Genomic DNA, 12,718 nt, shown 5'->3' with positions numbered 1-12,718 from the left:
CCTGTCGCGACCCCGCCGACCAGCGAACCGCGGCGGAAAGAGCGGTCCGCGAACCCCGAGGAGTTCTCATGCCCGAAGCCGTCATCGTGTCCGTCGCCCGCTCCCCGATCGGCCGCGCCGGGAAGGGATCCCTGCGCGAGGTCCGGCCCGACGAGATGGGCCGGCAGATGATCCAGGCCGCACTCGACAAGGTGCCCGCACTCGACACCGCCGACATCGACGACCTCCACTTCGGCATCGGTCAGCCCGGTGGACAGGGCGGCTTCAACATCGGCCGCGTCGTCGCCGTCGAACTCGGCCTCGACCACGTCCCCGGCGTCACCGTCAACCGCTACTGCTCGTCGTCGCTGCAGACCACCCGCATGGCGTTCCACGCGATCAAGGCCGGCGAGGGCGACGTCTTCATCTCCGCGGGCGCCGAGAGCGTCTCCAGTTTCGCCACGGGCAGCGCCGACGGCTGGCCCGACACCAAGAACCCGCTGTTCGACGACGCGATGGCCCGCACCGCCACGGCGGCCGAGGGCGGCGCACCGGCGTGGACGGACCCGCGCGAGCAGGGCCTCATCCCCGACGTGTACATCCCGATGGGCCAGACCGCGGAGAACGTCGCGAGCTTCACCGGCATCTCCCGCGAGGACCAGGACCGCTGGGGTGTGCGCAGCCAGAACCGTGCGGAGGAGGCCATCAAGTCGGGCTTCTTCGAGCGCGAGATCTCCCCGATCACGCTGCCCGACGGCACCCAGGTGAGCACCGACGACGGTCCGCGCGCGGGCACCACCTACGAGAAGGTCTCGCAGCTGCAGCCGGTGTTCCGTCCCGACGGCACCATCACCGCGGGCAACGCCTGCCCCCTCAACGACGGCGCCGCCGCCGTGGTGATCATGAGCGACACCAAGGCCAAGGAACTCGGTCTGACGCCGTTGGCGCGCATCGTCTCCACCGCGGCCACCGGCCTGTCTCCGGAGATCATGGGGCTCGGTCCCATCGAGGCCATCCGCAAGGCGCTCGCGATCGCCGGCAAGTCCGTCTCCGACATCGACCTGTTCGAGATCAACGAGGCGTTCGCGGTGCAGGTGCTCGGCTCGGCGAACGAGCTCGGCATCGACCACGACAAGCTCAACGTCTCCGGCGGCGCGATCGCGCTGGGTCACCCCTTCGGCATGACCGGTGCCCGCATCACCGCGACGCTGCTCAACAACCTGGCCACCCACGACAAGACCTTCGGCGTCGAGTCGATGTGTGTCGGTGGTGGGCAGGGTATGGCGATGGTGCTCGAGCGCCTGAGCTGACCTCGACGAGCACGGGCCGGTGACGGGGACTCCCCTGTCACCGGCCCGTTGTCGTCGGCGGGTCAGACGGTCGCGACCGTCGCGTCCCCCGTGTCGGAGTCGGAGTCGGAGTCGGTGTCGTCCGCGACCGGACGCGGGGCGCGGATCAGGCACACGATGACGATCAGTGCGATCCCGAGGAACCCGGCGACGGTGAAGACGGTCCGGACCCCGTGGGCGATCGCCTCCGACGCGGCGTCGTCCGTCGCATGGTCACCCGACGCCACCACGGTCATCACCGTCACGAACAGGGCGGTCCCCATCGCGCCGGCGACCTGCTGGAAGGTGCCCAGCGCGGCGGAGCCGTGCGAATACCGTTCCGGTGCAACGGACCCCAGCGCGAGGGTCATCAACGGCGTGAAGGTGGCCGCGAGGCCCAGACAGAGCAGCATGTTCGCGGCGATCAACCACCAGATCGTCGTCGACCCGTCGACCACGGACAACGACCAGACGCCCGCCGTGATCGCGACGGCTCCCGGGAGCACCAACGGGCGCGCGCCTCGAAGATCGTAGATGCGCCCCACCACGGGTGCGGCGAGTCCCATCAGCAGGCCGCCGGGCAGGGTGACCAGACCGGTCGCGAACGGGGTGAACCCCAGTACCGTCTGCGCGAAGTACGGCACGACGATGAACGTGCCCATCATGGTCGCCATCGCCACCACCATCGCCAGGATCGACAGCGAGAACGTGGAACTGGCGAACACCCGCAGGTCGAGCAGCGCCCTGTCGGCGCGCCCCAGGACCAGCTGACGCGCGATGAACGCGGCGAGCGCGAGCGCCCCGACGGTGAACGGGATCCACAGGGGTGTCGCCACCGAGTGGTCGGCCGCCTCACCGATCCCGGCCAGCCCGTAGACGAGTCCGCCGAAGCCGAGCACCGACAGCGGGATCGACAGGATGTCGACAGCAGCGGCCGTGGTGGTCCCGACCGGCCGGACGGCGATGATCCCGACGACGAGCGAGGCCGCCGCGATCGGTCCGACGACGCCGAAGATCCACCGCCACCCGAGGTTGTCGAGCACGAGACCCGACAGCGTCGGCCCGAGTGCCGGCGCCACCGCGATGACGACCGAGATGTTGCCCATCATCACGCCGCGACGGTTCTCGGGCACCACGGTCATGACCGTCGTCATCAGCAGCGGCAGCATGATCGCCGTCCCCACGGCCTGGATCACCCGGGCGACGAGGAGCACGTCGAAACCCGGTGCGACGAAGGCCACCGCGGTTCCGGCGGTGAACGCGCTCATGGCGACGAGGAACAGTCTGCGCGTCCCGAACCGCTGGATGAGGAACCCGGTCAAGGGGATGACGACCGCCATCGTCAGCATGAAGGCCGTCGTCAACCACTGACCGACGCTGGGCGGGACGCCGAGATCACGCTGCAGGACGGGGATGGCGACACTCATCACCGTCTCGTTGAGGATCACCACGAACGTGGCGATCAGCAGCACGGCGATCACCACCACGTGTTCCCGTGGCAGCCGACCGTCCGGGGCCGACATCGGCGGATCGGGAGGCGTCGAGGCCTCGTGCGGCGTCTGCGCCACGGTCATGGCGGGGTCCTCTCGGCGTCGGGATGCGTCGTGGGTACAGACCCGACGCCACTGCGGATCTCATCGCCCGCGGCGGGCGATCTCGCCACCTGCGGGGCGACTCCGACGAGACGGTAACAACCGGTCCCGACGGAATCGAGAGGTTTTCGGGCCCCGCCGGAGACGACGACAGCCCCGCACCTCACGGTGCGGGGCTGTCGTGACGGTCACCGGATCACGGCCGGTGTCGCTCTGGTCAGTCCTGGTTGAGGTAACTGAGCAGACGCAGGATCTCGACGTACAGCCAGACCAGGGTGACGGTCAGGCCGAGGGCGATGCCCCAGGCGGCGCGCGACGGGGCGCCCGCGCGGATGAGGCGGTCGGCCGAGTCGAAGTCGATGAGGAAGCTGAACGCCGCCAGACCGATGCAGACCAGCGAGAAGATGATCGCGATCGGGCCGCCGTCGTACAGACCCAGGCCGGAACCGCCGTTGAAGAAGCCGACGACCAGGTTGCCCAGGATCAGGACGATGACACCCATCAGCGCCGCGAACAGCATCCGGGTGAAGCGCGGCGTCACGCGGATCGCGCCGGTCTTGTAGACGACGAGCATGCCGGCGAACACACCGAACGTGCCGAGGATCGCCTGGCCGATGAGCACGCCCGCCGACGTGCCGCTGACGGCGAGGTTCGCGAAGACGAAGGACACGGCGCCGACGAAGAGGCCCTCCAGCACCGCATAGGACAGCACGATGGCCGGGCTGTCCTGCTTGCGGCCGAAGCTCGCGACCATCACCAGCGCGAAACCGCCGAGCGCGCCGACCAGCAGCAGCGGCATCGCCAGCGCGACGTTCTGGTGGACGAGGAAGTACGACACGATCGACGACAGGATGAGGACGCCGAGCGTCATCGCCGTCTTGGTGACGACGTCGTCGATGGTCAGCGCGCGGGTACCGACCGGTTGGCCGGGACGCGTGTACGGGTCGACCTGCTGCGGCTGACCCGCCTGGCCGTACACGGCCTGACCGGCGCCGGCCATACCGGTACCGAACCCGGCATAGCCCCCGGCCTTCTGGTTGTCGCGGAGCACTCCGCGCATCACCGGATTGCTGCTCTCTCGCACCGCTGGGGTCCTTTCGAAGTTCTGCCTGTCCCGACCGGCGGTCGGGCGTCGACAGAGGCGTACATCTCCCCAACGTGGGACGCGCCGAGGAGGTTCCCCGACGACTTTACTTGCTCTTGACCTTCCGCGCCGCCCACCCGCCGTTATCGGGCCGGCGTGTCCAGCGTCTCGCAGGCCAGGGCGAACCCCTCGTCGAACGCGCGCATCCGATCGCGCTCGACGTCGTAGAAGTGCCGGGTCAGCGCGTCGCGCACCTCGGGCAGCACACGCGCCGACACCCGCAACACGCGCGGGACGATCCGAGCGGGCATCTCCGCGCACAGCCGATCGACGGCCGCGGTGTACACGGGCGCGACGTCGAGGTAGTCGGCACGGAACTCGCGGTAGTCGCGTCCCTCGTCGACGACCGCCGCGTAAGCCTCGGCCAACGCGCGCGGCATGTCCTCGGCCATGTGAGCCCGCGAGCAGGCGATGACCCCCGTGGCGAGCGTGCGGAACGACCGGGGGTTGTCGATCTCGTCGCATGTCGACCAGGCGGTACGCCATCTGGTCGAGACGGCGCCGCCGGCGCGGTACGCGTGCAGCCCGGAGACGTACCTGCGATGTAGTGAGGACGCCAGACGCAGCATCCACTCCGGCTCCGCGAACTTTCCGTCGTCGACGCGGCGCAGCAGCTCCTCGGTGGTCAACACGCACATCCGGGCGAACCAGTACTTCGGATCGCCCTCGTCTGCCAGCTCCTCGGCGAGGAGATGCTGGTGACCGAGATAGCGCTGCAGTTCCGGCCGCAGGGCCACCACCCCGCCCGACGACCGGCGCTGCGGCCGGCGATACGGGAGCGGCTCGGGCGCCGCCGCGAGACGACGCGACTGCTCCGACAGGCCTCGCAGCGACCTCTCGATCGAGCGCCGGAGCGGCGGCGCGACCAACGGTCCCACAGTGGGTACGAAGTCGACGTCGACCGTGTAGTGGACCGCACAGCCCCCGTCGGTGGGCTCGATGTCGATGCGGCAGGAGTACTCGCGGAGCAACGGGGACGCTTTGAAGATGCGGTAGGCGAACCGTGTCGGCTCGTCGGCGCAGGTGACGACCTCCCGGACGCGCGGGCGGGTCGGCAGCGCGACCTTCACCTCACGGACGGCACCCGCCCGGTCCATACGGCCGTCGCCGCCGACGTCACGCGCGGTGGTCATTCCCTGCGACCACTGGTTCTTGACCGCGGGGTCCGTGAGCAGACGCCACGCCTGCTCAACGCTGCAGTCGAGGTCGGTCGCCAGGTCGAAACGAGTCATGGTCGCAGTCCGATTTGCCGTTCACATGTACGGGGAAGCCCCATCGTGCCGTCCCGACACCGTGAGGTCAAGAGGTGCCGATGGTCGCGTCCCCGTACGCCACCTCGAGATTCACGGTGGCACAGCATCGCGTCGCCGTCGACCGGTACCCACCGGTTCGTGACGGATCACCGAAAGGCGTCCGGGCGCGCGATCCCGCGCTCGGGCGACATACGATCCTGCATGCGGTTGGGCGCCGGGTCGGGCGAATCCTGCTGCTTACCACAACAAATGATGTGTGATGAGAAACCATCGCCCCCATAGCCCAATTGGCAGAGGCAGCGGACTTAAAATCCGCCGAGTGTCGGTTCGAGTCCGACTGGGGGCACCACGGGAGCAGAGTCGTCAGGCGCTCGCCGGACCGGTCGACACCAGCGTCGTCCGCAACTGCGCGGTCCCGGCACCGCGCCGCAACGACCGCACCATCACGACGCACCCCAGCGCCGACAACACCGTCGACGTCGCATACAGCGCCACGTAGCCGAACGCGTCGCCGACGATGCCGGCCGCCACACCGGCCGCGCCCTGCACGACGACGACGGCGCTCGCCAGCAGCGTGTAGTCCGTTCCGGCGAAAGCCCTCTCGGCGGAGTCCATCATGAGGGCGAAGACCGCGACGGTCGCGAGCCCGCCGCAGACGTGCTCGGCCACCGTCGCCGCGACGATCGTCGGCACGCCGCCGAGACCGGCTGCGGCGGCGACGTAGACCACCAGAGCGGCGGACTGCGCGACGCCGCCGACGAGGACGGCGGTGGTCCGGGAGAGTCGGAACGCCAGCAGCCCTCCGATCGCGGCGCCCGCCAGCGCCGCCCCGGAGGAGATCGCGCCGTCGAGCAGTGCGATCTGCCGCAGGGTCAGCCCCCGGTCGGACAGGAAGGGGCCGATCACCGCGGACCCCATCGCGTTGCCGAACTTGTAGGCCGCGACGAGACCGATGAGCGCGATCACCCCGGGCCGTGTGAGACGTGTCCACCACGAGGTCGCCGACACATCACCGCGCGAGGGAACGGACACGGCGCCGTCGCGGAACCACAGAAGCGGAATCGTGGTGAGCAGCAACAGCAATGCCATGGCGACGAACAGTGCACGCCAACTGGCGAACGAGTACAGCCAGAGCAGTCCCCCACCGCCGGCGATCATCCCGAGTCGGTAAGCGCCGACCTGGATGCCGTTGCCCACCCCGCGGCCCCGGGAGTCCAACGCGGTCACCGCGATGCCGTCGGTGGCGACGTCCTGCGTCGCGGCGAAGACGTTGATGAGCGCGACCCCGACGAACAGCGGCGTCGTCGACGCGCCGAGGTCGACACACGCGAGCACGAGAGCCGCTGTCGCCGAAGCGATCTGCATGCAGGCCACCCAGCGGCGGCGAGTTCCGTACCGGTCGACCCACGGTGCCCACAGGAACTTCAGCGCCCACGGTGCGAACAGCACACCCGTCGCACTGATCGCGACGAGCGAATACCCCGACTGTCGCAGTACGACGGGTAGTGCCGTCGTGAAGAACCCATACGGGAGACCCTGCGCGAAGTACAGCGAGACGAGCACCACGACAACCGTCGGGCGGGTCGCCGGACGCGGCACCACCGTGGTCACCGCAGGCCGCCCGGGGCGCGGACGACCTAGCCGTCGACCTGGTCGCGCAGGCCCTCGGTCGCCATCTCGATGATCGCCTTCTTGCCCTTGTTCAGCACGAACCCGGGCACCGGGATCTTCGGGTCGAGGCTCATCTCGAACTCGACGTGCGTGCCACCACCGTCGGCGTCGGTCAGCGTGTACACCGCGTGCTGGGCCTTCTGCTGCCCACCCTCGACGAGATCCCATGTGACACCGGAGTCCGACCACTCGAAGGTGAGGGTCTGCTCGTCGCTGATGCCCATCAGGGACACCTTCATCCAGGCCTTGCTGGGGCGGCCGTCGTCGTCGCGCTCGAGGACCTCGACCTCCTTGTGGACGGGCGACCAACTGGGGAGGTTCTCGACGTCGGCGATCGCCGCGAGCACCTCCGCGCGAGGGGCTTTGACATCGACCTGTGCGTTTCCGGACACCATGTCGCCAACTCTAACGTGACAACGAGCGTTGCAACGTCGACCCGGTCGGACCGCCTCCCGTTGTGGGACCTGTCACCGATCGCGGGGGCCGGATCCCGGCACAGCACACAGCAGCGACGACGCACAAGCCTGCCGCGAGGTGGAATGCGAGGTCGTAACTGCCGTCGGTGTCGCGGATCCATCCGGCGCCGAACGCCGCGACGGCAGCACCGATCTGGTGCGACGCGAACACCCAGCCGAACACGATGGGGGTGCGATCGCCGAACCACTCGCGGCAGATCGCGATGGTCGGCGGAACCGTCGCCACCCAGTCCAGCCCGTAGAACACGATGAACACCCACGTGCTCGGTTCCGCGTGCGGGGACAGCAGTGAGGGCAGAAGGACGAGGGACACCCCGCGCCCGAGGTAGTAGACGATCAGCAGCAACCGCGGGCTCACCCGATCGGTGAGCCACCCCGAGAACACCGTGCCGGCGACGTCGAAGACGCCGATCGTCGCGAGGAGCCCCGCGGCGACCGTGGTCGGCATCCCGTGGTCACCGGCGGCGGGGATGAAGTGGGTGCCGATGAGTCCGTTCGTCGTCGCGCCGCAGATCGCGAAACTGGCTGCCAGGAGCCAGAACGCACGCGTTCGCGCACCGATCGCCAGTCCCGAGAACGCAGCCGCGAAGGTCCCTGTCGGCAGCGCCGTCGCGGGAACGTCCTCGGTGGCACCGAGCGGACGCAGCCCGACGTCGGCGGGCCGGTCGCGGATGAACAGCAGGACCAACGGCACCACCGCGAGTGCCACCGCGGTCACGATGAGCGATGCCACCCGCCACCCGAACCGGTCGGTCGCGGCGGCGACAACGGGCAGGAAGATCAGTTGGCCGGTCGCACTCGCCGCGGTGAGGATGCCGGTCACCAGGCCGCGCTTCTCGACGAACCACCGGGTGGCCACCGTCGCGACGAACCCCATCGAGATCGACCCGGTCCCGAGGCCGACCAACACACCCCACAGCAGCAGCAGTTGCCACTCTGCGGTCATCGTCGCACCGAGTCCGGTCCCGGCACCGATCAGCACCAGCGCGACGGTCAGGACCGGACGGACACCGAACCGGTCCATCAGCGCGGCGGCGAACGGCGCGGTGAGGCCGAACAGGGTCATGTTGATCGACATGGCGGCGCCGACGGTGGCGTGGGACCACCCGAACTCCTGATGGAGCGGATCCATCATGACGCTGGGGACGGCGCGGAAACCGGCGGCACCCAGGATGGCGACGAACGCGACGGCGGCGACGATCCACGCGCGGTGGATCCGGCGGACCGGGGTCAGCTGCATGCGTCGACCCTGACGGACCCGCAGCGCCCGAACAATTGGCAAGATCGCCATAATGCGGGAAGATCCTGCCATGGCCCACCGCGTCGTCGTGCTGCTTCTCCCCCCGGTCGTCGGATTCGACGCGACCATCGCGCCGACGGTCTTCGGGTACGCGGAGGGCTCCGGAGGGGAACCGCTCTACGAGGTCGTCCTGTGCTCACCGGACGGGGCGGTCGTCCCGACGACGACCGGGTACGGGCTCCAGCCGGCCGCCGGACCGGAGGCCCTCGCGGAGGCGGACACGCTGATCATCCCCGGCACCCGGTATCCCCCGGCCCGTCGTGACGGCACGCTCGCACCCGAGGTCACCGCCGCGCTGTCCACCGTGCCCGCCCACGCGCGGTGGGTCTCGATCTGCACCGGGGCGTTCGCGCTCGCGGCGACCGGCCGGCTCGACGGACGGCGCGCGACGACGCACTGGTGGGCGGCGGACGACTTCCGGACGCTGTATCCGCAGGTCCGCCTGGACGAGACGGTCCTGTTCGTCGACGATGCGGGGACGTTCACCTCCGCAGGACTCGCCGCGGGCATCGATCTCTGTCTGCACCTGCTGCGGCTCGACCACGGGACGGCTGTGGCCAACGCGGTCGCGCGGCACTGCGTCGTCTCGCCCTGGCGGGAGGGAGGACAGGCGCAGTTCATCAGCCCCGCGATCCCCGACAGCCCGGAGGCCAGCACCTCGTCGACCCGGGAGTGGGCGCTGCACCATCTGACCGAGACGCTGACCATCGCACGACTCGCGGCACACGCTCGCATGAGCGAACGGACGTTCAGCCGCCGATTCGCGGCAGAGACAGGGACCTCGCCGGGTGAGTGGATCCGTGATCGGCGCGTCGATCGCGCGCGCGAACTGCTGGAGGACGGCCGATCATCGATCGACGAGGTCGCCCGGCTGTCCGGACTGGGCAGCGCGGACAACCTGCGTCACCACCTGCGCAGCGGCCTGGGCATGTCGCCGACGGCGTACCGGAAGACGTTCACCGGCAGCGCCTGAGACATCGACCTCAGGCGTCGCCGTGCTGCGGGTAGTTCTGGCGGTAGCGCGCCCGACGGATGCGGGCGACGTGCTCCTGCAGGGTGCGGTCGCCGCGAGCCATCGCGCCCGCACGCACCGAGTAGAGGGTGATCCCGTAGAGCACGACCCACACGACGAGTGCGATCGACCCGGCGACGGTGTGCGAGGTGACCAATCCGGCGATCCCCAGGGCGAGCGCAGCCGAGCCGAACATGAACGCCACCCACCCGACAGCACCCCATCGGGTGGCCTTGCGCAGGTGGTCACGTCGGGTCTGCACGTCGTCGGTCGGTGTAGAACCAGTCGTCCGCGTTGCTCGAGAAGTCATGGTCCCTCCTCACAATGTCGGGTCGTGCCGGAGGCGCCCCAGCGGGGCGACCGTTTACTGGACACAACGTCCAACTGGCCGCGCCGACGGGGTATTCCTCCGCCTTCCCCTCAGCCCCGCGAGTCGGCGTCGAAGCCGTCGATGACCGAGGCCATGTCGTCGTCGCCGTGACCGGCGTCGACGGTGGCGACGAACCGGTCGCGGATGGCCTGCATGATCGACGCGTCCATCCCGACCGACTCCATCGCATCCGCGATCAGCCCGGCGTCCTTGAGGGCGCCGTCTGCACCGAACGAGGCCGGGAAGTCGCGCTGCAGCATCGCTTTTCCCTTGAGCTGGGCGTAGCCCGCATCGAGCGGTCCACCGGAGATCGCGTCGAGGAACAGTTGAGGGTCGACCCCGAGACGCTGCGCGAGTCCCACCGCCTGCCCGGTCGCGCTGACCAGCGACAACACCCATGAATTGGCGACGAGCTTCAACCGATGGCCGTCACCCGGTTCGGATCCGACCCACACGGTGCCTGCACCGATCGCGTCGAGCACCGGCTCGACGCGGTCGCGCAACGACTCGTCACCGCCGACGAGCACCGTCAGCGCGCCCTTCTCGGCGGGCTGCTTCGTCCCGAGCACGGGCGCGTCGAGCAGGGCGATGCCGTGGTCACGGGCGAGCTGGGCGAGCCGCTGCACCCCGTCGAGACCCACCGTGGACGTCTGCAGCCACACGGTGTCATCCCCGAACTCCCCGGCCACCCGGCCGACGACGTCGGCGACCGAGTCGGCGTCATAGAGCATCGTGACCACGACGTCGGCGCCACGGACAGCCTCGGCCGGATCGGTGACCACCGTCGCGCCGTCGTCGGCGAGCGGGGCCGCCTTGTCGTGACTGCGGTTCCACACCGTGACCTCGAGTCCAGCACGGATCATGCTGCGCGCCATGCCCGCTCCCATGATCCCTGTACCGAGAAGTCCGATTCGTGCCATCGTTCCCACATCCCATCGCGTCAGGTGACATCTGCCGTGCCGAAGCCATGACGTCTGTCATGGGATTCGGGCGACGGCCGCATCAACACTCGTCTGCATGACGAACTTCCCCGCCCGCATGGTCGGCCGCGCGGTGCACAGCCCCGCCGTAGGCCTGTGGTTCCTCGCGCCGCTGGTCGCGGAGTTCTTCCTCGGCGACTTCTCGATAGTCGAGCTGCCGCTGCTCCTGCCGCTGTCCCTCTGGTACGGCGGGTGCGCTCTCGCCATCCGCGAGGTGGTCCGCGTCCGGGGCGGCGGTTGGCCGTCGATCGTGCTGCTCGGCCTGGCCTTCGGGCTCGTCGAGGAGGGTCTGCTCACGATGTCGCTGTTCGCGCCGGACTACCTCGGACAGCACTTGACCACACCGGGGCACGTCGACTCGCTCGGCATCGGGGTGCCGTGGACGATCTTCGTCCTCACACTCCATACGGCGTGGTCGATCGCCACGCCGATAGCGCTGATGGAGGAGGCGTCGGGGGGACGGCGGCACGTGCCGTGGCTGAACCGGCGTGGTCACGTGGTGCTCGGAGTCCTCGTCACCATCGGTGCCGTCATGACATCGGTGGCGAACCAGGGGGCGAACGACGGGTACGTCGCGTCGCTGCCGCAGCTCGCGACGACGGTGGTGCTGGTCGTCGTGCTGATCGGTATCGCGCTGTCGCGTCGCGGCCGGGGCGGCACTGCGTCGGCCGACCACCGTTGTCCCCCGGCCGTGGTCGTCGGTGCGTGCACGGTCGCGGCCGGCGTCGTGTTCGAGTCCTCCCGGCCCGCCGGGACCGTCCCGGGCACAGCGATGATGATCGTCGCGATCGCCGTGGTGATCGTCGCCGTCGTCTGGTGGTCCCGCTCCACGGCGTGGGGCGGCGTGCACCGGGTCGCCGTCGCGGGCGGCGCAGTGGCCGTCTACGTGGGGAACGCGTTCTCCACCGGTAGCGGCCTGGGTTCGGCGTCGACGATCCTCGGGCTGGTGACCCATGTCGTGTTCGCGCTCATGGGCGCCGCGATCGTCGCGGTGTGTGCCCGTCGGGCACGCCGGTCGGCCGCCGTCGAGACGCGCACTCTCGCCGGCGTCTGACCGACCCGTCGGAGTCGGCGCGAGGTTCCACACCACTTCGCCGACCGTGCCGAAAACCGCCGCCGAGTGGGCCGAAAACCGCCGCCGACCGTGCCGATGAACGCCGCCGCGTGGCCACCGATCCGACACAGCCGGTGGTGTCGGCCCGCTCGGCGAGCAGTTGTGGCCCAGTCGGCGAGCAGCTGTGGCACGCTCGGCGCACCGGCTCAGCGGCCTTGTCGGTCAGGGCGCGTCGACCTCGTCCCCGTCGGAGCCCGAGGCGTCCGAATCACGAACGGGCAACGGGCGCAGCAGGGCCCACGCCACGAATACCGCGGCCACGGCGGCGAGGATCAGGCCGACCCAGAGGTTGGCTGTCGTGCCCGCCTCGAGGTCGACGCGGTTGGCGTCGGACGGCGTGTGGGACTCGATGCCGAGGACACCCGGCGCCGCACCCCCGACGATCAGGACGATGCCGTAGATGCCGATGAGGGCCGCGACGATGATGCGGATGTCGAACAGGCGGGCGAGGATCTGGGCGCGCCGCCCGAGGGTCGGATGCGGTTGCTCGGTGATCATG

Annotated in this window: 12 protein-coding genes and 1 tRNA gene; 4 read left to right on the top strand and 9 right to left on the bottom strand. The window is 69.7% G+C overall.

Features of this window, described 5'->3' with window-relative positions; genetic code table 11:
- Positions 1 to 68 precede the first annotated feature (68 nt).
- The gene (locus ACXVUM_RS14680) at positions 69 to 1,289 is read left to right on the top strand and encodes an acetyl-CoA C-acetyltransferase (protein WP_458522511.1); all 1,221 of its coding nucleotides are present in this window, start codon (positions 69 to 71) and stop codon (positions 1,287 to 1,289) included.
- Between the two features lie 62 nt (positions 1,290 to 1,351).
- Here ACXVUM_RS14680 and ACXVUM_RS14675 read toward each other — a convergent pair whose 3' ends face one another.
- The 3 genes from ACXVUM_RS14675 to ACXVUM_RS14665 form a co-directional block, all read right to left on the bottom strand.
- Positions 1,352 to 2,830, bottom strand: coding sequence for an MDR family MFS transporter (locus tag ACXVUM_RS14675; protein ID WP_458522883.1), 1,479 nt, complete (start codon positions 2,828 to 2,830; stop codon positions 1,352 to 1,354).
- 286 nt (positions 2,831 to 3,116) lie between these two features.
- Entirely contained in the window at positions 3,117 to 3,983 is an 867-nt protein-coding gene (locus ACXVUM_RS14670) for a Bax inhibitor-1/YccA family protein (RefSeq protein WP_458522510.1), read from the bottom strand.
- Between the two features lie 143 nt (positions 3,984 to 4,126).
- Positions 4,127 to 5,275, bottom strand: coding sequence for a DUF5995 family protein (locus tag ACXVUM_RS14665; RefSeq protein WP_458522509.1), 1,149 nt, complete (start codon positions 5,273 to 5,275; stop codon positions 4,127 to 4,129).
- Positions 5,276 to 5,568: 293 nt separating this feature from the next.
- On the opposite strand from ACXVUM_RS14665, the gene ACXVUM_RS14660 reads away from it, so the two are divergent.
- Positions 5,569 to 5,645 (top strand) — tRNA-Leu (locus ACXVUM_RS14660).
- Between the two features lie 14 nt (positions 5,646 to 5,659).
- Here ACXVUM_RS14660 and ACXVUM_RS14655 read toward each other — a convergent pair.
- From ACXVUM_RS14655 to ACXVUM_RS14645, 3 genes are read right to left on the bottom strand one after another with little or no spacing between them, the layout of a single operon-like run.
- A complete protein-coding gene (locus ACXVUM_RS14655; protein ID WP_458522508.1) occupies positions 5,660 to 6,898 on the bottom strand; it encodes an MFS transporter in 1,239 nt (412 codons plus the stop codon).
- A gap of 35 nt (positions 6,899 to 6,933) precedes the next feature.
- Entirely contained in the window at positions 6,934 to 7,362 is a 429-nt protein-coding gene (locus ACXVUM_RS14650) for an SRPBCC family protein (protein ID WP_458522507.1), read from the bottom strand.
- Between the two features lie 10 nt (positions 7,363 to 7,372).
- Positions 7,373 to 8,683, bottom strand: a complete 1,311-nt coding sequence (locus ACXVUM_RS14645; protein ID WP_458522506.1) for an MFS transporter — start codon at positions 8,681 to 8,683, stop codon at positions 7,373 to 7,375.
- A gap of 52 nt (positions 8,684 to 8,735) precedes the next feature.
- Between ACXVUM_RS14645 and ACXVUM_RS14640 the strand changes: the two genes are divergently transcribed.
- Positions 8,736 to 9,716 carry a GlxA family transcriptional regulator gene (locus ACXVUM_RS14640; protein WP_458522505.1) on the top strand — a complete coding sequence of 327 codons (981 nt, stop codon included), beginning with the start codon at positions 8,736 to 8,738 and terminating at the stop codon, positions 9,714 to 9,716.
- 10 nt (positions 9,717 to 9,726) lie between these two features.
- Here the strand turns inward: ACXVUM_RS14640 and ACXVUM_RS14635 are convergent, their stop codons facing one another.
- Both ACXVUM_RS14635 and ACXVUM_RS14630 read right to left on the bottom strand, forming a co-directional pair.
- Positions 9,727 to 10,065, bottom strand: a complete 339-nt coding sequence (locus ACXVUM_RS14635; RefSeq protein ID WP_458522504.1) for a hypothetical protein — start codon at positions 10,063 to 10,065, stop codon at positions 9,727 to 9,729.
- A gap of 110 nt (positions 10,066 to 10,175) precedes the next feature.
- Positions 10,176 to 11,045 (bottom strand): NAD(P)-dependent oxidoreductase, encoded by an 870-nt coding sequence (locus tag ACXVUM_RS14630; RefSeq protein ID WP_458522503.1) that lies wholly within the window; start codon positions 11,043 to 11,045, stop codon positions 10,176 to 10,178.
- Between the two features lie 97 nt (positions 11,046 to 11,142).
- On the opposite strand from ACXVUM_RS14630, the gene ACXVUM_RS14625 reads away from it, so the two are divergent.
- Positions 11,143 to 12,159 carry a hypothetical protein gene (locus tag ACXVUM_RS14625; RefSeq protein WP_458522502.1) on the top strand — a complete coding sequence of 339 codons (1,017 nt, stop codon included), beginning with the start codon at positions 11,143 to 11,145 and terminating at the stop codon, positions 12,157 to 12,159.
- 222 nt (positions 12,160 to 12,381) lie between these two features.
- Here ACXVUM_RS14625 and ACXVUM_RS14620 read toward each other — a convergent pair whose 3' ends face one another.
- Positions 12,382 to 12,717: a hypothetical protein gene (locus tag ACXVUM_RS14620; protein ID WP_458522501.1), complete on the bottom strand. Its 336-nt coding sequence runs from the start codon at positions 12,715 to 12,717 to the stop codon at positions 12,382 to 12,384.
- Position 12,718 lies beyond the last annotated feature (1 nt).

The organism is Williamsia sp. SKLECPSW1 (assembly GCF_054332755.1).
This window is presented reverse-complemented; position numbering and strand designations above follow the sequence as displayed.